This is a genomic window from Caballeronia sp. NK8, from assembly GCF_018408855.1.
Classification (GTDB): Bacteria; Pseudomonadota; Gammaproteobacteria; order Burkholderiales; family Burkholderiaceae; genus Caballeronia.
In genome coordinates this window covers 48,914-71,559 of record NZ_AP024323.1, presented here as the reverse complement: position 1 = coordinate 71,559, position 22,646 = coordinate 48,914, and the positions used below count along the sequence as shown (strand labels likewise).

The window sequence follows — 22,646 nt, the reverse complement described above, 5'->3', positions numbered from 1 at the left end:
AAGTACCGCCGCATAAAGCCGCCCGAACGCCCGCTTGCGACCGTGACTTGACTGCCTGCGACCTCCCGACCGGACGCATTCACGCACGCACGTTCGCGCCTCGGACTATCTCTTTTCAGCCTATATTCCAAGATCTTTCGCCATAGCGTAAACGCGAATTGAGATGAACAAACCCGCCAGAAAGCGTAGTAATTGCCGCCTTTCGGTATCCGAAACATGCTTTAGCGCCCATTTGCAAGGTCAAACTGTGCCGGAACGCCACAACCTCTGTGGTTGCGCGCACATTGGAAGGATTTCCGGCGGGGTACATTCGACATGAGGGGTTAGGCTGGTCTCCGACGCCTGCGGCAGAGGAAATGGAGCAATTTCCTGCGATCGCCGTCGAGCACATAGCTATTTAAATCACGTCGTCCAATCAAAGGTGCCTGGGACATGGACCGTCAAGACGCCATCCGAGAGAATGCGCGGCTGTATGCGCGCGAACCGCTATTTCAGCCGTCCACCGAACAGATTTCAGCATCGCGCATGACGGCCTTCGCACAGGCCTTCGAGAAAGCAACTGGCGAACATTTCGCTGACTATTCCCAATTGCACGCCTACGCGGCGCGTGAATACCGGCAATTCTGGAAATGCTTTCTCGAATCGGCGCGCGGTCTCGAATGGTCGGGTTCGGATGAGCCGGTTTGCATCGGCAATCAATGCGAAACGGCCAGATTTTTTCCGAACGTCGAATTGAATTACGCCGAGAATCTGCTCGGCAAACGCATCGCTCCCGACGACGCGCCCGCGCTCACCTCGTGCTATGCCGACGGCCGGCGCATCGCCTATACGCGCGGTGAGCTGCGCGAGCGCGTCGTGCGGCTCGCGCAGACGCTTTCCGAGCTGGGCCTTAAAGAAGGCGACCGCGTGGTCGCGATCATGCGCAACGACGGCGACGCGATCACCGTCGCGCTCGCCGTGACCGCGCTCGGCGCCACGCTGTCCACCGCCGCGCCGGAAAACGGCGTGCAGGCGATTCTCGACCGCTTCGCGCCGCTCGACCCGAAGATGATGTTCGCGCATACGATGCAGCGTCCGTTCGACACGGGCGGCTCGATCTCGGGGCACGTCGCCGCGGTGGCCGCGCAGCTGCCGACGCTGACCGACATCGTCTGTCTCGACGAGACGGATCTGCCCAGTTCGGTGACGCAGCGCCAGCACGAGTTGCACTCGCTGATCGTGCGCGGCGACGCGATGCGCTTCTCGTGGAAGCGCTTCCCGTTCAATCATCCGCTCTTCATCATGTTTTCGTCGGGCACGACGGGCAAGCCGAAATGTATCGTGCACGGCGCGGGCGGCACGCTGCTCGAACACGTGAAGGAACATCGCCTGCACAGCGACTTCGGCCCCGGCGACAAGCTGTTCTTCCACACGAGCTGCTCGTGGATGATGTGGAACTGGCAGATGTCGGTGCTCGCATCGGGCGTCGAGATCGTCACCTATGACGGCCCGGTCTCGGCCGTCGACACGCTTTGGCGTCTCATCGCGAAGGAGCACGTGACCGTGTTCGGCACGAGTCCCGCCTATCTCAAGATGAGCGAGGACGCGGGCATCGAACCGGGTGCGCAGGTCGATCTGTCCGCGCTGCGGGCGATGATGTCCACCGGCGCCGTGCTCTACGACTCGCAGTTCCAGTGGGTCTACGAGCATGTGAAGCCATTGCAGTTGCAATCGATCTCGGGCGGCACGGACATCATCGGCTGCTTCGTGCTCGGCAACCCGAACCTGCCCGTCTATGCGGGCGAAGCGCAATGCAGGAGCCTCGGCCTCGACGTGCAGGCGTTCGATCAGGGCGCGAGCACGATCATGCCGGGCGAGCTCGTCTGCACGAATCCGTTCCCGTCGCGCCCGCTCGGCTTCTTCGGCGACGATGACGGCTCGCGCTTTCACAAGGCCTACTTCGCCGCGAACGAAGGCGTGTGGACGCACGGCGATGTCATCGAGTTCTCGCCGCAGGGTTCCGCGCGGCTGCACGGCCGCAGCGACGGCGTGCTGAACGTGCGCGGCATCAACGTGAGCCCGGGCGAGATCTATCGCATCCTGAGCGGCATTGCCGAGATTCGTCACGCGATGGTCGTGCCGCAGACCGGCGCGAACGCGGGCGATGCGGGCCAGCGCATCGTGCTGCTGCTCGTGCTGCGGCCCGGCGCGCAACTGAATGCGGCGCTTGCCGCACATGTGCGCCGCGATCTCACGCGCCAGGGCTCGGCCGCGCTCGTGCCGGACGTGATCGTGCAGGTCGCCGGTCTGCCGGTCACGCACAACAACAAGCCATCGGAAGCCGCCGCGCGCGACGCGGTCAACGGTCTGCCCGCGCGCAACGTGTCGTCGCTCGCGAATCCCGAGTGTCTCGATCAGATTCGCGAGCATCCGTCGCTCACGCGCGTGAAGCGCGAACTGCCCGCGCCGGGCGAATCGGTCGAGGCGATCGAAGCGTATCTGTGCGCGCTGTGGGAGCAGCATTTCAGCTTCTCGCCGATCGGCCGCGACGACAATTTCTTCGAGCTGGGCGGCCATTCGCTGCTCGCCGCGCGCATGCTCACCGACGTGCAGCGCGCGACCGGCCGCACGCTGCCGCTCTCGACGATGATCCTCGCGCCCACCATCGCGCGGCTCGCCGCGGTCCTCGCCGCCGATCCGGACACGCGTGCCGGCAACTCCACGCTCGTGCAGATGCGCGCGGGCAGCGGCCGGCCGCTTTTCATGGTGCACAGCATCACCGGCTCGGTGATGGAGTGCCTGACGCTCGCGGGCATGCTGCAGAACGAGCGGCCCGTCTATGGCTTGCAGGCGCTGGGCCTCGACGGCGATGAAGTGCCGCAGCACAGCGTCGAAGAGATGGCGCGGGGCTACGTGCTGCGCATGCGCGAAGTGCAGCCGAGCGGGCCGTATGCGCTCGTCGGTTATTCGTTCGGCGGTCTGATCGCGTTCGAGATCGCGCAGCAGCTCGTCGCGGCGGGCGAAAAGATCGAGATGCTCTGCCTGCTCGATACCTACGTTCACACGGGCTGCCTGCCCTTATCGCAGTGGACGCGCTATCAAGCGGCCGTGATCGTCGAACGTCTGCGCGAATTGCGTTCGCTCGAAGCGGGCGAGCGCTTCGGCTACATGCGCGGCAAGGCGGCCGTGATCACCGACCGCGTGCGGATGCGGATGGGCAAGCAGGCGCACACGCCCGCGCCCGATGCAATCGGCATGCCGCCCGTGCTCCAGCGCGTGCGCGAATCGATGCGCGTGGCGATGACGACCTACCGGCCGCGCCGCTATGAAGGCGGCCCGATCGTCTATGTGCGCGCGAGCCTGCTCGACAACTCGCGCAGCGATCCGCTGCCGGTCTGGCAACGCGTCGCCAAGCACGGCTTGCGCATCATGCAGGTCGATGGCAAGCACACGGATCTGGTCGTCGAACCGCATCTCGCCGCAGTCGCGCAGACGCTCACGAACGAACTGTCGAGCGCCTGAACGCACGTTCTTTCGCATCCGGTCCGGCTCGCCCTACGGGGCGCGCCGGATTGCGCGCGTTTATTGCCCTTGCTAGCGTGGACGGCTTGCCAATCGACCTGTCTTTATCGATCGATCCGATGTCCACTCCCCACCATTTTCACTTCCTGTTGCTGCCCGAATTCTCGTCGATCGGCTTCATGTCCGCGATCGAACCTTTGCGAGTCGCCAATCGCTTCGCGGGCGATCTGTATCGCTGGCATATCCTGTCCGTCGACGGCGGGCCGGTCGCCGCGAGCAACGGCATCACGCTCAATGCCGAAGGCGCATTCGATCAGGTGAGCGATGCGCGCACCGTGTTCGTCGTGTCGGGCTTCGAGCCGCTCTCCGACTACACGCGCGCGATCGGCGACTGGCTGAAGCGTCTCGATCGCGCGGGCGCGACGCTCGGCGGCATCGACACGGGCAGCTTCATCCTCGCGGAAGCCGGCCTGCTCGCGGGCAGGCGCGCGACGCTGCATTGGGAAGCGGCCGCTGCGTTCACTGAGCGTTATCCGGCCATCGAGACGAGTCAGGAACTCTTCGAGATCGACACGCGTCGCATCACGTGCGCGGGCGGCACGGCGTCGATCGATCTGATGCTCGACCTGATCGCGCGCGAGCATGGCGCGAGCCTCGCGGCGCAGGTGTCGGAGCAGTTCGTGCTGGGGCGCATCAGGCAGCGCTCGGATCATCAACGGCTGCAGATCGCGGCGCGCTACGGCATCCACAACCGCAAGCTGATCCAGGTGATCGAGCTGATGGAGCAGAACATGGAAGAGCCGCTGTCGCCGGATGCGCTCGCCGAATCGATCGGCGTGACGCGGCGGCAACTGGAGCGGCTTTTCTGCGCGTCGATGAAGGACACGCCGACGCATTTCTATCTTGGGCTTCGGCTCGCGCGGGCGCGCGAGCTGTTGCAGCAGACGGATATGTCGATCCTTGCGGTATGCGTTGCTTGCGGGTTCGAATCGCCGTCGCATTTCTCGCGCACGTATCGTGTGCGCTTCAACACGAGTCCGCGGCAGGATCGCAGCGCATTGCGTGGCGTCGCTGCCGCTGGGCTCGCGGCGGCCTAGTTTGTCGCCGGGTCCCGTTGGCGTGTCGGTTTATTAGCGTTGCCCCTGTGCGGGGCGGCAGTCACTTTCTTTGCTGCTGCAAAGAAAGTAACCAAAGAAACAGCTTTCCCCATCCAAAGTACTTCAGGCCGGCCCCGGCACAGGCGATCGGTCTTGGCACAGCAGTAGCGAGTGCCCTCGTAGGCCTAACCGGGCTTGGACCGCGCACGGTCTGTCACATCGCGCTGCGCGCGTGGCTGGTTCAGCACAAAACGGCTCCGACCCGCTTCGCGGCCGACCGGTCCATCGGGTTTGCGTGTGCTTCATTACCAAGGTATCCATACCGATGGTTTCCCTTGCAGACCCAACGGCAGCGCGTAGCGCTGTGCCGAAACTGTTTCGTGCTGAACCAGCGCGCTCAAACGACTAGCTTGTCGGACCGTGCGCGGTCCAAGCCCGGTTAGGCCTACGAGGGCACTCGCTACAGAGGCCACGAGCGACGAGAAGAACACCCAAATTGCGTGTGACCGCGGGCGTCTCGAGCTGCTTTCTTTGGTTACTTTCTTTGCAGCAGCAAAGAAAGTGACTGCCGCCCCGCACAGGGGCAACGCCAATAAACCGACACGAATACGGGATCCGGCGAAAACCCCGAAGCGTATCAGGTAATTTCGCCAATCCCCTATACATTCCTAAACGACAATTCCCACCACGCTCTAGAACGAATGACGCATGCCGATACGCACATCGGCCTGAGTATTCGACGACGAAGGCGTAAAGCTATAACCGATCACCGCATCGATGGGCCCCGACGCACGCAGATAGTCGCCAGACACATACACATCCGTACGCTTCGAAAGCAGATAGTGCAAACCAAGCGACCCCTGATTCCAGTGATTGCCTTCGAAGCGCGTGTGCTGATAGCCGCCGTACAGGCTCAGATCGGGCATGAAGCTATACGACGCACCGGCTTCATACACCTGCATGTGCGAGGTCTGCCCAAGTCCCTTGATCGTCGTGTAGGTGAAGTTGCCCGACAACATCAGCTTGCCGATGGTCCACGCCGCGCCCACTGCAAATGCGCCCTGTTTGTCGACGGGAAACGCGTTCGCACTGTAGAGATCCGTAACCGCGCCGGTCGCGGGATCGACGGATACGGTCGGCTGGCCGAGGAAGGTGCGCGCGCCGATCATCGCGTAGGGATCGAACGCATAGATGCCGTTGGGGTTGTTCAGTTGCGTATAGGCCGCGCCGACATTGAAGGTGCTCGCCGCATAGTGCGCGCCCACGCTCCACGCGCTGTTGCGATGGAAGTCGCCCGCCTGATTGCCGAACGAATACATCCCGCCGAACGTGAAGCCGCCGAAGTCGTTCGACAGGAACTTGATCGAGTTCGGCAGGCGATCGCCGTTCATGCGGTCGAAGTCGCCCTGGTGAATCGCATAGCCGCTCGCCCAGGCCGAGATGTTGTAGAGATAGACGAACTCCTCGGTCATGTCGAGCTGATTACCGAGCGACACCGTGCCCCACTGGTTCTTCAGGCCCACATATGCCTGCCGGCCGAACTCGGCGCCGCCGAACGCGTACTGGCCATTGCCGAGATGAAAGCCCGACTCCAGCACGAAGATCGCCTGCAGCCCGCCGCCCAGATCCTCGACGCCACGAAAGCCGATGCGGTTGCCGTAGGAAATGCCGTCGTCGAACTTCACCACGTGCGAGCCGCCGGTGTTGCTCACCCAGGTGATGCCCGCATCGAGGATGCCGTAGAGCGTCACGCTGCTTTGCGCATGCGCCGCCACAGGCACGCTCGCCGCACCCGCCGTGAACGCGAGCCCTGCGATCTTCGCGGCATGTCCTTTTCTCATGTGCTGGTCCTTTGCTCGTCTTGATGGATGTTGCGTTGGAAAAAGCGCTGCCCTGCCCGCGCGCATGGCGTGAAGGCATAGACAAGCTGACGTTGCCGGGAACTGATCTGCTACGCGACGAAGCGACTCGTCGTGTCGAGGTTATAAAAATAAGGTTCCATATATGTCGCGGCTCGACCTGTTGCGACGCAAATCTGTCCAGTTGCGACTCATGCAACTGAGCGTTGCGCGTCAATCGAGCGACTGCGAATTCAGATATGCCCGATATGCCCGTTGGACGCTGCTCCGCATACTTCGGAATCTGTAAAAAAACCGCACCCCTTCGTCTCGCATCGCCCACCGCTCCATGACGCCTGAAAACGCCCTGAAATCACCGCCCCTCGTCTCTGTCGTGATTCCCGCCTTCAATGCGGAACGCTTCATCGGCGAAGCGATTGCCTCCATTCAGCAGCAAACGCTCGAAGACTGGCAGCTCATCGTCGTGGACGATGGCTCGACCGATCAGACCATGTCCGCCGCCCGTCACGCCGCCGGCGACGACCAGCGCATCCGCCTCATCCGCTTCGACCGGAACGAGGGTGTCAGCGTCGCGTCGAACGCGGGTTTCGATGCGGCGCAAGGCGAGTTCATCGCACGCCTCGACGCCGACGACCGCGCGCTCCCTGCGAGGCTTGCCGCCCAGGTCGAAGCATTCAGAGACTGCGATCGTCTGGCGGCGGCCGGATCACACGCCCTAGTGTTCGGCGATGTCCCCGAGGGCATTGCGCATTGCTCACTGGGCGACGCGGACATCAAGGCGCACCTTCTCGATGGCCTGAACACGATCAGCGGCGGCACGCTGATGGTCCGGCGCTCGTTCATTCGGGAACACCACATTCGCTTCGACGATCGCTCGGCCAGCGCCGAAGACCTCGACTATCTCGCCGCGATCATGGCGGCCGGCGGCCGGCTCTCGAATGTCGACGAGGTGCTCACCGAACACCGGTCTCATCGTGCGAGCCTGACCAACAGCCGGCATGACGTCGCGCGCGACTGTCTCCAGGCCGCCCGCGGTCGCCTTCTCAGTCTGTGGTATCCCGGCCTCGAGCCGCGCGACATCGATCTCATCGTCGCCGCGTTCCTGCACATCTATGCACCTCATACCGAAGGCCTGCTCGACATGATTCGCGCGATCGACAGGCTCGTCTCCACTCAGGCGCGGGATTTCGGCCAGGACGTATCCATCGTGCATAACATCGTGCTCGAACGCCTGGCCAAAGCGGTAGGCGTCTATCGCGATCACGCACTCCTCAACAAGTCTCACGTCGAGGCCATCCGCCACTTCGTTTCTCCGGCCACCCGCGCGGTCATCGACCGCCTCGGCCTCTAACCCTTCACTTCACGCCGAGCGCGGTCTGAACGGCTTCCAGGCCGTTGCCGCCGCTCGCCGTGCTCACGCCGTCGAGCCAGGATTTCAGCAGTTCCGGATGGCGCTTGAGCGCATCCGTCGCGGCTGCGTCGACGTGGGCCTTCTTTTCCAGCACCTCGGTGATCACGCCGTTTTCCAGATCGACGTTGAACGCCATCTGCCTGAACAGGCGCGCGACATTCGGGCATTGCTGCTCGTAGCCGCTGCGCGCCACCGTGTTGACCGTCGCGCCGCCAATATTCGCGCCGAAGTACCGGTCGCCGCCATCGAGATAGGCGAGCTTGAACTTCGTGTTCATCACATGCGGCTCCCAGCCGAGAAACACGATCCACTTCTTCTCGCGCACCGCGCGATCCACTTGCGTAAGCATCGCGGTCTCGCTCGATTCGACCACTTTCCAGTCGCCCAGGCCGAATGACTTGTCGTCGACCATGCGCTTGATGTTCTGATTCGCGGGCGCGCCCGGCTCGATGCCATAGATGCGGTGATCGAACTTGTCGGCGTTCTTCGCGAGGTCTGCGAACGAATGCACGCCGGCGGCCGCCACATAGTCCGGCACGGCAAGCGTGAACTTCGCGTTGGATAGATTCGGGCGCACCACGTCGATCGATTTCTCCTCGAAGAACGGCTTCACGAGCGGCGCCTGCGCAGGCATCCAGTTGCCGAGAAAGACGTCGATCTGCCCTTTCTTCATGCCCTGATACGTGATCGGCACCGACAGGTTCGCGACGTTCTGCCGGTAGCCGAGCGCCTTGAGCACGATGCCGCTCATTGCATTGGTCGCGTCGATATCGGTCCAGCCGGGCCCGGCCATGTGCACCTGAGTGCAGGACTGCGGCTCCGCGGACGACGCGTGAGACGTCACGATGCCGAGCGCGGCGGCGACGAGCGCATGGATGAAGCCCTTTTTCATGGTGCGTTCCTGTCGAATGTGGGGTGATGGTGCGGATCGCGTCCTCAGTGCTCGACGGCGGGAAAACGCGCCATCGCTTCGAGATCGTCCAGATCGATGTGATTGCGCATGTAGCGCTGGCTCGCATCGACATGCGGCTGCCAGTCCCATGATTGAATCGTGCCGCGCGTCGTCGCCGCGAAGTGGAAATGACGGCGCTGCTGGCTCTTCAGCACCTCCTGATGCAGCGCGTCGAGATTCCAGCGGCGCGCGACTTCGGCGCGGAATTCGGCCACGCGCGATGCATGACGCTGGTCACTCGCGAGATTCACGCGCTCAAAAGGATCGGCCTCGACGTCATAGAGCTGATCGGGATCGACGCGCGTGTGAATGAACTTGAAACGTCCACGCCGGATCATCACGATGGGCGCGATCGCGCCTTCCGCGAGATATTCGCCGATCGCTTCGTCATGGCCGCCGGTCTCGCGTAGATGCGGCACGAGGCTTCGACCGTCGATGCTATCGGGCCATGATTGCGGCGCTTCTCCGCGCGCGAATTCGACGAGCGTCGGCAGCACGTCGAGATGCGAGACCGAGTCCGCCACGCGATGCGCGCGAAACTGCTTCGGCGCATGCACGATCAGCGGCACGCGGCAGCCGCCTTCGAAAAACGTCATCTTGTACCAGAGGCCGCGCTCGCCGAGCATCTCGCCATGATCGGACGTGACGACGATGATCGTATCGTCGGCGAGGCCCGCCTGTTCGAGCGCTTCGAGGATCGCGGCGAACTGATCGTCGACATAGGACACCGCGCCGTAATAGGCGCGCCGCGCGTTGCGGATCTGCCGCTCGGTCGGCGGCGTGCGGTCCGCTTCGTACACGTGACGCAGACGCTTGGAATGGGGATCGCATGCATCGAGCGAATCGCGATACGAAGGCATGTCGATATCCTCATCGCGATACATGTCCCAGTACTTGCGCGGAATCGCGTACGGATCGTGCGGATGCGTGAGGGACGCGACCATCATGAACCGCCGCGCGTCTCTGCCCGCGTTGCGCTCGCGCGCGATATCGAAGAGCTTCTGACGCGCCGTGAAGGTCACTTCGTCATCGAAGTCGAGTTGATTGGTTCGCACGCACGGGCCAGCGTCGATCACGGAGCTCATGTTGTGATACCACGTCGGGCGCGCATCGGGATTCTGCCAGTCGGGCGTCCAGCCGAAATCGGCGGGATAGATATCGGTCGTGAGACGCTCCTCGAAGCCGTGCAACTGATCCGCGCCGCAGAAATGCATCTTGCCCGAAAGAATCGTGCGATAGCCTTCGGCGCGCAGATAGTGCGCGAACGTGAGCGTCTCGGACGGAAACTCGGCGGCGTTGTCGTATGCGCCGATATTCGAAGGCAGCTTGCCTACGAGAAGCGAAAAGCGCGACGGCGCGCATAGCGGGCTTGCGCAATACGCGGATTCGAACACGACGCCTTCTCGTGCGAGCGCATCGATGCGCGGCGTCTTCGTCACGCGGTTGCCGTATGCGGACAGCGCGAAGGGCGTGAGCTGATCGGCCATCAGCACAAGGATATTTGGTTTCGTCTCAAGCATGAATGCGTGCCTCGAATAGAATCTTTGTTTGAGCGTTCAGTCTCACTATTGCCGTTCAGATAACGGCTGTGAAGATGGCAATTCGTTATGTGCATATAAGGAGCACTTATGCCGCGGCCGGATCGCCTGCCACCGATGCAGGCGCTACTGATGTTCGAATCCGCCGCGCGTCTCGCGAGCTTCACGGCCGCGGCGCGCGAACTCGGCTCGACGCAGCCCGCCGTGAGCCAGCGCGTCGTGCAACTGGAGGAATCGCTCGGCGCGGCGCTGTTCGAGCGCGGGCATCGCGGCGTCACGCTCACCGAAGACGGCGCGCGTCTCTTCGATGCCGTGCGGCGCGGCCTCGACGTCATACGCGCGGCTACGTCCGACATCCGCTCGCGTCATGCGCAGCGCACGCTCACGCTCTCGACGGACTTCGGCTTCGCCACCTACTGGCTGATGCCGCGCCTGCCGCAATTCAAGGCGCTGATGCCCGATGTCGACGTGAAGATCATCACGTCGCAGAGCCTGCCGAGCGCATCGGGCGATCATGCGGACGTCGTCATCGTGTTCGGCGATACACAGACCGAATGGGGCAACAGGAGCGCCGTGAAGCTCTTTCCCGAGCGCGTGATGCCGGTATGCAGCCCCGCGCTGATCGCGGGCAGAAGCGCGCCCGTCTCTCCCGCCGATCTGGCCGGGCTGCCGCTGCTGCACCTGGAACCGACACTTCCCGAACGCTGGCTTTCGTGGAGCGCATGGTTCGAGGCGCACGGCCTTGCCGCGCCGCCGACACAGGGCGGCTTCACCTTCAACAGCTACGCGCTGGTCGCCCACGCGGCGGTGATGGGCCAGGGCGTCGCGCTCGGCTGGGCGCCGCTCATCGACGAACTGATCGCGACAGGCCAGCTCGTCGCGCTCTGCGACGCGCCGCTCGTCACCGATCGCGGCTACGTGCTGGTCACGGCGCGCGAGCCGACCGCCGCCGTGCGGGCGTTCAGCGAGTGGCTGCTCGACGAATGCGACGTCACCGGCTGACGCTTTCGTACTATCTGCGCGGCGGTTCGCTTCTATCCGGAGTGTGCTTGCGTTTGCTCTACTAGCGTGCACGCTCGCCGCATACCGCGGCGCTGCGACCATACGAATGTGGAGCACGCATGGCAGCCGAATCCCGCTTTGATCAACTGGTGCTTACCGTCTCGTGCCCGAGCGCGGCGGGGCAGGTCGCCGCCATCGTCGGCTTTCTGGAGCGGCATCACGGCTATATCGACGAACTCACCGTGTTCGACGACGATTTGAGCGAACGCTTCTTCGTGCGCTGCGTCTTTCATGGCGCGCGGCCTGAAGAGGCGCTCGATCTCGCGATGCTGAAGCGCGAATTCGAGCCGATCGCCGGGCGCTTCTCGATGTCATGGGCGATGCACGATCTCGCCGTGCGGCCGAAAGTGCTCATCATGGTATCGAAGCTGGAGCATTGTCTCGCCGATCTGTTGTTCCGCTGGCGCATGGGCGAGTTGAAGATGGATATCGTCGGGATCGGGTCGAATCATACGGACCTGGCGCACCTGGCTGCGCAGCATGGCCTGCCGTTTCATCATCTTCCGATTACCGCGGATACCAAGCCTCAGCAGGAGGCGCGTTTGCTCGATCTGTTCGAGACTTCAGGCGCTGAATTGATGGTGCTTGCGCGTTATATGCAGATTCTTTCGGGAGAGACGAGCCGCGCGCTCGCCGGGCGGGCAATCAATATTCATCATTCGTTCCTGCCGGGGTTCAAGGGGGCGAAGCCTTATCATCAGGCGCATACGCGGGGCGTCAAGCTCATTGGCGCGACGGCGCATTTCGTTACCGATGATCTCGATGAAGGGCCAATCATCGAGCAGGAGGTCGAGCGGGTCGACCATTCTTATGGGCCTGAGAGGCTGCTTGCCACCGGGCGTGATGTCGAATGCATTACGCTGGCGCGGGCTGTGAAGGCTTTTATCGAGCGGCGGGTTTTTATTAATGGTGAGCGGACTGTGGTTTTGGGTTGAGGGTTTTTGGTTTTTTTGCTTTCGCTTGGGTTTGTCGCCGGATCCCGGTTTCGTGTCGGTCTATTAACGTTGCCCCTGTGCGGGGCGGCACCTACTTTCTTTGCTGCTGCAAAGAAAGTAGGCAAAGAAAGCAGCTCGAGACGCCCGCGGTCACACGCAATTTGGGTGTTCTTCTCGTTGTTCGTGGCCTCCGTAGCGAGTGCCCTCGTAGGCCACCTCGGGCTTGGACCGCGCACGGTCTGACTAGCTAGTTGCTTAAGCGCACTGGTTCAGCACGAAATAGCTTCGGCACAGCGCTTCGCGCTGCCGTCGGGTAGGCGAGGGAAACCAACGAGAAAAGAGAAACGCAGAAGCACACGCAGTCCCGATGGACCGGTCGGCCGCGCAGCGGGACGGAGCCATTTCGTGCTGAACCAGCCACGCGAGCGGCGCGGTGTGACAGACCGTGCGCGGTCCAAGCCCGGTTAGGCCTACGAGGGCACTCGCTACAGACGCCACGAGCGAGGAGAAGAATGCCCAAATTGCGTGTGACCGCGGGCGGCTCAAGCTGCTTTCTTTGGTTACTTTCTTTGCAGCAGCAAAGAAAGTGACTGCCGCCCCGCACAGGGGCAACGCTAATAAACCGACGCGACAACGGGATCCAGCGACAAACCAAAAAAAAGCGCCGCAAGGAGCCCCCTCACGACGCTTAGCGTTTGCCCAAACGCAAAAGAACCCTTTACTTAACCCAGGAATCCACCCGATCCCCATGCGCGCCGATCCACGCATCGGCAGCCGCCTGCGGCTTCTCTCCGTTCTGCGTGGCCAGCATCACGCTATCGATCTCACCCGGTTTCCACTGAAACTTCTTCAGAAACGCCACAACCTGCGGCGCCTTCTTCTCCAGTTCCGGATTGATCACGTTATCCACGTGCTCGGATTCACCGAACACCTTCTTCGGATCTTCCAGGAATTTCAGCTTGTACTTCGCGAACATCCAGTGCGGCTTCCAGCCCGTCACGATGATCGGCTTCTTAGCCGCTTCCGAGCGCGCCAGTTCCGCCGTCATCGCGCTACCCGAGCTCGGCAGCAGCTTGTAGTCGAGATTGTAGGCCTTGATCGCCTCGCTGGTCTTCTGCATCACACCCGCGCCAGCATCGATCCCGACGATGCGCGAATCGAATTCCGCCTTCTTCGCTTCGAGATCCGAAAGACTATTGACGTCGACATTCTCAGGCACGATCAAACCGATCTTCGCATCCTGAAAGTTCGGGCCGAGATTCACGACCTTCGCCTTGAAGTTGTTCCAGTACGCGCCATGCGTCACCGGCAGCCACGCGGACAAGGTCGCGTCCAGATCGCCGCGCGCAACGCCCTGCCACATCACGCCCGCCGCAACCGGCACGAGCTGCACCGGATACCCCAGCTTCTTCTCGATGATGCGCGCAGCCACGTTCGACGTCGCGACGCTATCGTCCCAGCCCTCGACGTAACCGATTTTGATGGTCGGCTTGTCTGCGGCGTTCGCCCCAAAACTCGCAGCCAGCGCGGCGGTCATCGCCCCGAGCACGAGCATTCTTCTCATCGGTTTCATTTGGTTTCCCCTTAGCGGCCCACGCCGTGTAGCGAACAGAATCACTAGCCAGAATTGGCCCGTAACGCACTTTTCCGACACTCAGTTGTCAAGAAACGACGCACCCCGATCAGGGTCGCCCGGGCACCTCACTTGTCGACGACGAGATCCGTCAACGGCTTGCTGCAGCACAACAGCACCATGCCCTGATCGATCTCGCGCTGACGAATTCCCCCCGCATGTTTCATGCTCACTTCGCCGGACACGAGCTTCACTTTGCAGGTGCCGCACATGCCCTGCGTGCACGACGAAGGCAAACGCACGCCCGCTTTCTTCGCGGCATCGAGCACGTGTTCGTGGCCGCCGCATTCGATATCGCGCCGGCTCTTCGCAAAGTTGACCTTGAACTTCGTTTCGATCAACGGTTCCGCAACCGGCTCGATGACCGGCTCTGCGGGAGCAGGCTCGAAACCGACCGCTTCTTCACGCGCTTCGACGAAATCCGTCTGCGCCGCGAGCGCATCGCCGACATGCGCGGTCGTCAATACCGCCGCGACCTCTTCGACGACGCCGAACGAAAAGCTCTCCTCGTGATAATGCTTGCGATCGAAACCCCCTTCGTCGAGCAGATCGCGCACCGCCTTCATGTACGGCGCGGGGCCGCACGTGAAGATCTCGCGTTCGAGAAAGTCCGGCGCGATCAGCTTCAGCAACGGCAGGCTCAGAAAGCCCGTCACGCCCGGCCAGTTCGTGCGCGCGCCCACGCGTTCGCAGACGAACGCAGTGCGGAAGTTCTTCTGGTTCGACGCGATCAGATCGAGTTCGCGCGCGAAGATGATGTCGTCCGGCGTGCGCGCGCTATGCACGAACATGATGTCCGCATCGTCGACAAGCTCGTGATGCGCGCGGCTCATCGACATGAGCGGCGTGATGCCCGAGCCCGCCGATAGAAACAGGAACTTGCGCGCCGGATGACGCGCGCACGTGAATTCGCCCGACGGCCCGAGCACGCGCACGGTCGTTCCCGCCACGACGTTGTCGTGCAGCCAGTTCGACACCTTGCCGCCCGGCACGCGCTTCACCGTGATGGAGATCGTGTGCGGCCGCGTCGGCGCGGACGAGATCGTGTAGCAACGATTGATCTGCTCGCCGTCGATATCGAGTTCGAGCGTGATGAACTGCCCCGGCTCGAAGACAAACGTGCGTTCGCCGGGCGCCTTGAAGAAAAAGCTTTTGACGTCATGCGTTTCCTGCCGGACGTGACAGCAGACGAGCGTCTCGTCCGTATCGCAATCCCAGCGCACGGGCAGCGTCCCCCAGAATTTCGGCTGGGTGACACGGCTTTGGGTCGGCTCGAACGTAGCCTGATCGCGCATCATGTTCTGCTCCTGCTCGCTGCTGTTCGAACGCGCTTAGCGCATGAAGGAAACGACTTTCTCGCCGTGCGATGCATCCACGCCGTGCTCGGGCGCGTTCGCATGATCGGCAAGACGCCCGATGTACCACTCGCAGAACTTCTCGACGAGCCCTTCCGTGAACGGCGAATACGGACCCGGCTCGTACGCGTTGCTCGCGACGCCGAGCTGCGAATACTCGACGAGCGTGCGGTCCTGATCGTTCGTCGCGCGCCACACGGCGGTGAGGTTGTCGACGTCATAATCGATACCCTCGCGCGCATCCTTGTGCACCAGCCATTTCGTGCGCACGAGCGTTTCGCCCGACGCAAGCGGAATCACGCAGAACGTCACGATGTGATCGCTCATGAAGTGATGCCACGAATTCGGCTGCGTCCAGAACGAGAGGCCGCCCAGGTCCGCGCGCTCGAAGCCGCCGAGCAGCTTCTTCGATGCGACCCTGGCGTCGAGTGTCTGCGATTCGCCGTCGCGATCGAGCGGCAGGCGCTGCGTGCGAAAGCCCGTGACGAGATCGGACAGACGTTCGATTTCGGCGGACGGCAGGGACATCGCTTCCCATTGCTTCGTGCGCTCGGCGACGGTCTGCTCGAACGCGGCCATGCCTTCCTCGTTGGCAGGCGAACGCTGATAGCCGAAGCCGTATTCATAGAGCGAAATGGTCAGTTCGGGATGATTCGCGACGCAGTGATAGCACTCGCGATTGTTCTCCATCGTGAGCTTCCAGTTGCCCTTCTCGACGATATCGATGCTCGCCGCGATCTTGCAGTCCCTCAGGCCATGCGGCGCGAGATACGGTTCCATCGCTTCGCGCATCACGGCGAAATCGGCGGGCGGTTCATCGGCGAGGCAGATGAAAATCAGGCCCGCGAGATTCTGCACGTGCACTTTCTTCAGGCTGTGCTTGCAGCGGTCGAACTGGTCGCCCATGTGCTCGGCGAACATCAGGTCGCCGGAGAGGTTGTACGTCCAGCTGTGATACGGGCACACGATATTGCCGAGCGAGCCCTTCTCCTGATTGCACAGGCGCGCGCCGCGATGGCGGCACACGTTGTAGAAGGCGCGGATTTCCATGTCGTCGTCGCGCACGATCAGGATCGAATCGTTGCCGATCTCGACCGTCGTGTAATCGCCCGGTTCGGGAATGTCCGGTTCGATGGCGACCTGAATCCAGGTCTTGCGGAAGATGGCATCGAGGTCGAGCGCGTGGATCTCCGGGCTCGTATAGAACGGCGCCTCGAGCGTATGGCCCTTTTTGCGGCGTTCGATCATTGCGCGAACGTCTGCCGAAACTTTCATCGTGTGCTCCGTTTTGCGTCACGTCTGGTGCCCCGCCAAACACCTTTGAACGCGGGCTGCTGCTTTCGTATGTGGGACCGGGCTTGCGTCGAAACCTAGTAATCGACGAGTTGATGCTCGCGCAAATACGCCAGAATCACTTGTGCTTTTTCGACGGAACTCCCTTCAATTACGACGCTGCCGCCGCGGCTTTCGGTCGTCGTCGCGCCGAGCATGCGCGCGTGGCCCGAGCGCTTCTCGGGCGCGGCCAGTTTCTTCGGCTTGGCCGTGACCGGGCCGATGCTCCAGGCGGTGTTTTCCTTCTCGACAGGCGCGCTCGCCGCAACCGGCGTGACGTGGCCTTCACGCATGCGCGCATACGCGTAGCGCGGCGCGGCGTTGGCGAGCGGATGCACGGCGACGAGCGCGGGCAGCGGCGCGCGCACGCGGCGGCGCAAGCCTTTCGGCATGAACTGACGCACTTCCACGCTGTCCTTCGTCACGCTTACATCGACGGCCGCGCCGACGAGCGGCACGTTCAGCGCATCGGCGAGCTTGTAGGGCAGCGTGCCGCTGTCGAACGCGCCTTCGGCGCGCGTGCCGGTGAACACGAGGTCGTAACCCGCGAGCCTTGCGCCAAGAGCCGCGCACGCATCGCCTTGCGTGTTCAGCACTTCGACTTTCGGCGCGCCGAGCGCGAGATATTCCGCGAGTGCGGGATTTCCCGGATCGCCCGCATGCAACACGTCGAGTTGCGCGTGGTGCGTCCTGGCGATGCCGATGGCGATCGTCAAGGCGGCCGCATCGTTGCGGCTGTAACGCGCCGTGCCGCTGACGGGATGGCGGCCGGTGGAAACCAGAACGGCGATCTTCATGCTGCGACTCCCTCGGCAACGTGCGCGGTCTGCACGATCGAAGCACCGCTGGCCCGCGCGGCGCGCGCGGCGGCGGCGGCGTCGGACAGCGCCTTGATGGTTTCCTGCGTGTCCGCGACGATCGTGAGATTCGCGCGTTTGGCAATCGGCGCGCTGGCGTCGAGATTCACGGCGATCACGTGACGGCAATCCTTGATGCCCTGCAAGTGCTGCACGGCGCCCGAAATGCCGAACGCGATATACACGCTCGCCTCGACCGTCTTGCCGGTCGCGCCGATCTGCTTGTCGCGCGTGAACTTGCCATCGTCGACAGCGACGCGGCTCGCCCCGATCGCCGCGCCCAGCGTGCCCGCCAGCGCCTCGAACGCGGCGACATCGGACACGCCGTTGCCCGCCGACACGATGAAATCCGCCTCTTCCAGCGCGACCTGCGCGGCGTCCATTTCCTCGATGCCGAGATCAACGTAAGCACTGGCTTTCGATGCCGGCACGATGCCGTCCGGATTCACCGCCTCGCCCGCGCCGACGAACGGCAGCTTCGCATCGACCGCGTTGGCGGCGAGCAGAATCACATCGGGCAAGGCGCGCGACGCGAGCGCGCGGCCCGCCTGCGCATACGATGCGACGTGCGCGGCATCGAGTTCGACGACCTGCGTCGCAATCGATGCGTCCGCGCGCGCGGCGTAGCGGCGGCCGAGATCGCCATCGCCCGTTGCGTTGTCGGGCATGAAGACGTGCGAGGGCGTGAATGCCGCGACGCATGCCGTCAGCGCGCGCACTTCTTCGTCGGGCGCGTAATTGCGCCGGTCGAACGCGGGCAGTTCGATATAACGATCCGCGCCCAGCGCCGCGGCATCGTCCTTGAACTCGCCGAACGCGATCAGCACGACTTCGGTGGCGTCATCCGCGAGCAGCGCGGCGGCGGCGAGCGCCTGGCGCGCGTGATCGTCGAGCGCGCCGCGATCCGTATGCGCCGCGACGAGCAGCGCGCGCGTGGCGGGCTTCATCGTGCGATGCGGCTTCACCGCTTCCTTGTGACCGCCATGCGCGAAGTCCAGCACGACGCCATTGCCGACTTCACCGAGCGTGATGCGCTTGAGCCCCGCCGCCGTGACAATGAAAGGCCGGCGCGGATCGATTCGTTTGATGTCGTTCATTGCCTTTACTCCAGCGCTGCGGCGACGAGTTCCGCCACGTCGAGCACTTCGGGACGCGAGCCGACCACGCCTTCCAGCATCGCGGTGCATTGCGGGCAACCGACCGCGACCACGTCCGCGCCGACCGACTTCGCATCGGCGATGCGGATATCGGGAATGCGCTGCTTGCCGGGGATATCGGTCAGCGGCGCGCCGCCGCCGCCGCCGCAGCAGCGTGCGCGCATGCCATGACGTTCCATCTCGACGACCTTGATGCCGATGGTCTTCAGCAGCTTGCGCGGCGCTTCCGTTTCGCCGTTGTAGCGGCCGAGATAGCACGGATCGTGATACGTGATCTTTTTGTCGGCGAGCACGGCGGCGGCCTTCGGCGTCAGCTTGCCGTTGGCGACGAGCTCGGCCATGAACGCGGTGTGATGCTGCACTTCGTAATAGCCGCCGAGCGCGCGATATTCATTGCGCAGGCTGTGCAGCACATGCGGATCGGCCGTGACGATGCGGCGGAACTGATACTGCGACAGCGTGTTCATCAGCTTCGACGCGCATTGCTGGAACGTGGCTTCGTCGCCGAGACGCCGGGCTGTGTCGCCGGTATCGGTTTCGACGCCGCCGAGCACCGCGTAATCGACGCCTGCCTTGTTCAGCACCTTCGCCAACGCGCGCAGCGTGCGCTGATAGCGCATGTCGAACGCGCCTTCGCCGGCGATCAGCAGCACGTCGACAGGACGGCCCGGTTGCGCGACCTGCACTTGCAAATCCACCGACCAGTCGTAACGCGCGCCGATGTCGTAGCCGTTCTGACTGCCCGTCTCGCGCAGATTCGCGAGCGTGATCGGACCTTTGCCCGGCACGTCTCCTTCGACCAACGTCTGATTGCGGCGCATGTCGACGATCGCATCGACGTGCTCGATCAGCATCGGGCACTCCTGCACGCACGCGCGGCATGTGGTGCATGACCAGATCGTGTCGGCTTCGATCATCTGCGAGATGAGCGGCTTCGCCGGACCGCCCGAATGCTTGCCGACCGGAATGCCGGGCGTCGGGCTGCCCGCGTATTGCGAGTCGGAACCGCCGACCATGCCGACGACCAGATCCTGAATCAGCTTCTTCGGATTGAGCGGCTGACCCGATGCGAACGCGGGGCACGCGGCCTCGCACTTGCCGCATTGCACGCAGGCATCGAAGCTCAGCAACTGGTTCCAGCGAAACTCCACCGGCTTGCCGACGCCGTATTCCTTCGCATCGAGCACGGGCTTTTTCAGCGCGGTCGGCGGGACCACTTCGTGCTCGGTCTTCGCCCTGAAACGCTCCTGGCGCGGATGGAACGCGAGATGCAGGAGACCCGCCATCGCGTGCTTCATCGGGCCGCCTTGCGCCGCGCCGAAGGTCATGGTGTAGGCGCCCGCCGCGATCAGCAACGCGACGATGATCGCGAGCGATCCCGACATCCACGAAGCGGGCAACAGCATGAACAGCGCGAGACCGACGGCGAACGATCCGAGCAACAGCGGCAGACTGTCCCACGGTCCGCGCGACAAACGCGCGGGGACATCTTTCGCACGGCGACGCCGGTACACGAACACCGCGCCGACCAGCATGATGATGGCCGCGAGGAAGATCGCGCGGTCGAGCCAGACCGAGTAGATCGCGAGACCGTAGTTGATGAAGACGAGCGCCATCGCGAGGATCGCGCCGCCGGCGGTCGCGACGTGCGTCTTCGCGATATACGGATCGCGCGCCACGACATGATGCAGATCGACGAAATAGCGCTTGGGGATGGTCAGCAGATTCGCCCATCCGTACGCGCCGGCTGTCGTCGCGCGGCCTTCGCGCCAGTAAGCCGCGCGCTTGAGCAGGGCGAACGCGAGGCCCGCCATCGAAAGCCACAGCAAAGCGGTGATGACAAACACGGGGTTCATCGTCCAATACCCTCGTCAGAAGTCTTTGCAGAGGCGCAGCGAATCGTAGATCGCGCTGTGGATGTTGTGCATCGAGATACAGTCGCCGACGCGGAACAGCAGGAAGCGTCCGTTGCCGAGCTCTTCACTAAGCGACGGCTGCGGTTGCGACGCGAAGAGCGTGTGCACGTCGATCTGCCCGCGATTGAGCGACTCGGGCTTGAGCTTCCAGTAGAGCGCGTCGTTCGGCGTGATGCCGTTCTCGATGATGACCTGATCCACCGCGCGCTCTTCCTGCTCTTCCGTGTATTCGTTGCGGATCACGGCGATCTTCTTGCCGTCTTCCTCGTACACCTTGTCGAGCCAGTAGTTCGGCGTGTGGATCACGCCTTGCGCATAGAGCCGGCGATAGAAAATCGGGAACGTGGTGCCGCCGGTGTCGTCGGCGACCTTCACATCCGGCGTGACGATCTCGACATTGCTGCCGCGCGACGCGATGAAGTCCGCGACGCCCGCGCCCGCATGCGTGCTCACACCGTCATACACGAGCACGTTCTTGCCCGGCTCGACCTTGCCCGAGAGAATGTCCCATGAACTCACTGCAAGACCTTGCTCCACGCCCCATGCAGGCACCTGATTCGTGAACGACGAGCCGCCCGTCGCGAGCACGACGATGTCCGGCTTCTCCGCCATGATCATCTTGTCGTCGGCCGCGACACCGAGACGGCGATCGACGCCCAGGCGCTTCGTTTCCATGTCGAACCAGCGCACGATGCCGGCCATCTGTTCGCGCTGCGGCGCTTTCGCGGCGAGCATGATCTGACCGCCGACATACTCGTTCTTCTCGAACAGCACGACATCATGGCCGCGCGACCGCGCGACGCGCGCCGCTTCGAGACCCGCGGGCCCCGCGCCGACCACCACGACCTTGCGCTTCGGCCCGCGCGTCCTTTCGATGACATGCGGCATCGTCTCTTCACGCGAGGTCGCTGCGTTCTGCACGCACAGCACATCGAGGCCGTTGTACTGACGGTCGATGCAATAGTTCGCGCCGACGCACTGCTTGATTTCATCCTCGCGGCCATCGCGGATCTTGATGACCATGTGCGGATCGGCGATCTGCGCGCGCGTCATGCCGACGAGATCGACCATGCCGTTGGCGAGCAGGCGCTCGGCCTGGCCTGCGTCGCGAATGCTCTGCGCATGCATGATCGGCAGCTTCACGACCGACTTGATGCCCGCCGCGAGATGCACGAACGGCTCGGGCGGCAGCGCCATCGGCGGCATGCAGTTGGCGAGCGTGTTGTGGGTATCCGCGCCCGAACCGATCACGCCGACGTAATCGATGAGGCCGCTTTCGGACATCGCCTGCGCGATCTCCTTCAGGTTCTCGTGAGAGAGGCCGTCTTCATGGAACTCATCGCCGCACATGCGCAGGCCGACGCAGAAATCCGCGCCCACGGCTTCGCGCACGGCCTTCAGCACTTCCGTACCGAAGCGCAGACGGTTCTCGAGCGAGCCGCCCCATTCGTCCGTGCGGAAGTTGGTGCGCGGGCTCCAGAACTGATCGATCAGATGTTGATGCGCGGCGGAAATCTCGATGCCGTCCATGCCAGCATCCTTCACGCGCTTCGCGGCTGCGGCGAAGTCCTGGATGATGCGCTTGATCTCTTCCACTTCGATGATCTTCGCGTTGCCACGATGCACCGGTTCGCGCACGCCCGAAGGCGACATCAGATGCGGCCAGTGCTCGCCGTGCCATGCGGAACGGCGGCCCATGTGCGTCGCCTGGATCATGATGAACGCGCCATGACGATGCATCGCTTCGGCGAGACGCGACAGCGGGTCGATGACCTTGTCGGTCGCGAGATTCACCGATTTCCACCAGCCTTGCGGGCTGTCGATCGAAACGGGACTCGAACCGCCGCACACGGCGAGGCCGACGCCGCCCTTCGCCTTCTCCTCGTAGTAACGGATATAGCGGTCGCCGGGCAGGCCGCCCGGTTCGGCATAGACCTCCGCGTGCGCGGTGCTGACGATGCGGTTGCGCAACGTGAGCTTGTTCAGCTGGAGAGGCTTGAAAAGGTTCGGGTAACGCATTGCGATCGACCTCGGGATGGTT

15 protein-coding genes are annotated in these 22,646 nt (G+C 63.2%); 5 read left to right on the top strand and 10 right to left on the bottom strand.

The features are described from left to right. Positions 1-432: 432 nt before the first annotated feature. The gene (locus NK8_RS14950; RefSeq protein ID WP_213229669.1) at positions 433-3,501 is read left to right on the top strand and encodes an acetoacetate--CoA ligase; all 3,069 of its coding nucleotides are present in this window, start codon (positions 433-435) and stop codon (positions 3,499-3,501) included. Between the two features lie 119 nt (positions 3,502-3,620). Continuing rightward, entirely contained in the window at positions 3,621-4,598 is a 978-nt protein-coding gene (locus NK8_RS14945) for a GlxA family transcriptional regulator (protein WP_213229667.1), read from the top strand. 692 nt (positions 4,599-5,290) lie between these two features. On the opposite strand, the gene NK8_RS14940 is transcribed toward NK8_RS14945, so the two are convergent. After that, a complete protein-coding gene (locus NK8_RS14940; protein WP_162066938.1) occupies positions 5,291-6,439 on the bottom strand; it encodes a porin in 1,149 nt (382 codons plus the stop codon). Between the two features lie 346 nt (positions 6,440-6,785). On the opposite strand from NK8_RS14940, the gene NK8_RS14935 reads away from it, so the two are divergent. Further along, positions 6,786-7,808 (top strand): glycosyltransferase family 2 protein, encoded by a 1,023-nt coding sequence (locus NK8_RS14935; protein ID WP_225936304.1) that lies wholly within the window; start codon positions 6,786-6,788, stop codon positions 7,806-7,808. Positions 7,809-7,812: 4 nt separating this feature from the next. On the opposite strand, the gene NK8_RS14930 is transcribed toward NK8_RS14935, so the two are convergent. Together NK8_RS14930 and betC are read right to left on the bottom strand one after the other, a co-directional pair. After that, positions 7,813-8,760 (bottom strand): choline ABC transporter substrate-binding protein, encoded by a 948-nt coding sequence (locus NK8_RS14930; RefSeq protein ID WP_213229665.1) that lies wholly within the window; start codon positions 8,758-8,760, stop codon positions 7,813-7,815. Positions 8,761-8,804: 44 nt separating this feature from the next. Continuing rightward, positions 8,805-10,340, bottom strand: coding sequence for a choline-sulfatase (betC, locus tag NK8_RS14925; protein ID WP_213229663.1), 1,536 nt, complete (start codon positions 10,338-10,340; stop codon positions 8,805-8,807). Positions 10,341-10,448: 108 nt separating this feature from the next. Between betC and NK8_RS14920 the strand changes: the two genes are divergently transcribed. Together NK8_RS14920 and purU are read left to right on the top strand one after the other, a co-directional pair. Continuing rightward, entirely contained in the window at positions 10,449-11,360 is a 912-nt protein-coding gene (locus tag NK8_RS14920) for a LysR family transcriptional regulator (RefSeq protein WP_213229661.1), read from the top strand. A 119-nt stretch (positions 11,361-11,479) separates the two neighbouring features. Beyond that, positions 11,480-12,355: a formyltetrahydrofolate deformylase gene (purU, locus tag NK8_RS14915; protein WP_213229659.1), complete on the top strand. Its 876-nt coding sequence runs from the start codon at positions 11,480-11,482 to the stop codon at positions 12,353-12,355. Between the two features lie 718 nt (positions 12,356-13,073). Here the strand turns inward: purU and NK8_RS14910 are convergent. The 7 genes from NK8_RS14910 to NK8_RS14880 all read right to left on the bottom strand — a co-directional run bounded on the left by NK8_RS14910 (position 13,074) and on the right by NK8_RS14880 (position 22,624). Further along, entirely contained in the window at positions 13,074-13,928 is an 855-nt protein-coding gene (locus NK8_RS14910; RefSeq protein ID WP_162066933.1) for a glycine betaine ABC transporter substrate-binding protein, read from the bottom strand. 128 nt (positions 13,929-14,056) lie between these two features. Beyond that, positions 14,057-15,283: a hybrid-cluster NAD(P)-dependent oxidoreductase gene (locus NK8_RS14905; protein ID WP_213230368.1), complete on the bottom strand. Its 1,227-nt coding sequence runs from the start codon at positions 15,281-15,283 to the stop codon at positions 14,057-14,059. Positions 15,284-15,319: 36 nt separating this feature from the next. Then, complete coding sequence (locus NK8_RS14900) at positions 15,320-16,618, bottom strand: SRPBCC family protein (RefSeq protein ID WP_213229657.1); 1,299 nt, start codon at positions 16,616-16,618, stop codon at positions 15,320-15,322. A 95-nt stretch (positions 16,619-16,713) separates the two neighbouring features. Continuing rightward, positions 16,714-17,472 carry an electron transfer flavoprotein subunit beta/FixA family protein gene (locus NK8_RS14895; protein ID WP_213229655.1) on the bottom strand — a complete coding sequence of 253 codons (759 nt, stop codon included), beginning with the start codon at positions 17,470-17,472 and terminating at the stop codon, positions 16,714-16,716. Next, a complete protein-coding gene (locus tag NK8_RS14890; RefSeq protein WP_213229653.1) occupies positions 17,469-18,629 on the bottom strand; it encodes an electron transfer flavoprotein subunit alpha/FixB family protein in 1,161 nt (386 codons plus the stop codon). Before NK8_RS14890 ends, NK8_RS14895 begins: the two co-directional genes overlap by 4 nt. Positions 18,630-18,634: 5 nt before the next feature. After that, a complete protein-coding gene (locus NK8_RS14885; protein WP_213229651.1) occupies positions 18,635-20,545 on the bottom strand; it encodes a (Fe-S)-binding protein in 1,911 nt (636 codons plus the stop codon). 15 nt (positions 20,546-20,560) lie between these two features. Further along, on the bottom strand, positions 20,561-22,624 hold the full coding sequence (locus tag NK8_RS14880; RefSeq protein WP_213229649.1) for an NADH:flavin oxidoreductase: 2,064 nt from the start codon (positions 22,622-22,624) through the stop codon (positions 20,561-20,563). Positions 22,625-22,646 lie beyond the last annotated feature (22 nt).

Bases quoted from the DNA above. Each gene is read 5' to 3' on its own strand.
- NK8_RS14895 (WP_213229655.1), bottom strand. From the start codon at position 17,472: ATGAAGATCGCCGTTCTGGTTTCCACCGGCCGCCATCCCGTCAGCGGC.
- NK8_RS14935 (WP_225936304.1), top strand. From the start codon at position 6,786: ATGACGCCTGAAAACGCCCTGAAATCACCGCCCCTCGTCTCTGTCGTG.
- NK8_RS14950 (WP_213229669.1), top strand. From the start codon at position 433: ATGGACCGTCAAGACGCCATCCGAGAGAATGCGCGGCTGTATGCGCGC.
- purU (WP_213229659.1), top strand. From the start codon at position 11,480: ATGGCAGCCGAATCCCGCTTTGATCAACTGGTGCTTACCGTCTCGTGC.
- NK8_RS14890 (WP_213229653.1), bottom strand. From the start codon at position 18,629: ATGAACGACATCAAACGAATCGATCCGCGCCGGCCTTTCATTGTCACG.
- betC (WP_213229663.1), bottom strand. From the start codon at position 10,340: ATGCTTGAGACGAAACCAAATATCCTTGTGCTGATGGCCGATCAGCTC.
- NK8_RS14905 (WP_213230368.1), bottom strand. From the start codon at position 15,283: ATGCGCGATCAGGCTACGTTCGAGCCGACCCAAAGCCGTGTCACCCAG.
- NK8_RS14920 (WP_213229661.1), top strand. From the start codon at position 10,449: ATGCCGCGGCCGGATCGCCTGCCACCGATGCAGGCGCTACTGATGTTC.
- NK8_RS14930 (WP_213229665.1), bottom strand. From the start codon at position 8,760: ATGAAAAAGGGCTTCATCCATGCGCTCGTCGCCGCCGCGCTCGGCATC.
- NK8_RS14910 (WP_162066933.1), bottom strand. From the start codon at position 13,928: ATGAAACCGATGAGAAGAATGCTCGTGCTCGGGGCGATGACCGCCGCG.
- NK8_RS14940 (WP_162066938.1), bottom strand. From the start codon at position 6,439: ATGAGAAAAGGACATGCCGCGAAGATCGCAGGGCTCGCGTTCACGGCG.
- NK8_RS14885 (WP_213229651.1), bottom strand. From the start codon at position 20,545: ATGAACCCCGTGTTTGTCATCACCGCTTTGCTGTGGCTTTCGATGGCG.
- NK8_RS14880 (WP_213229649.1), bottom strand. From the start codon at position 22,624: ATGCGTTACCCGAACCTTTTCAAGCCTCTCCAGCTGAACAAGCTCACG.
- NK8_RS14900 (WP_213229657.1), bottom strand. From the start codon at position 16,618: ATGAAAGTTTCGGCAGACGTTCGCGCAATGATCGAACGCCGCAAAAAG.
- NK8_RS14945 (WP_213229667.1), top strand. From the start codon at position 3,621: ATGTCCACTCCCCACCATTTTCACTTCCTGTTGCTGCCCGAATTCTCG.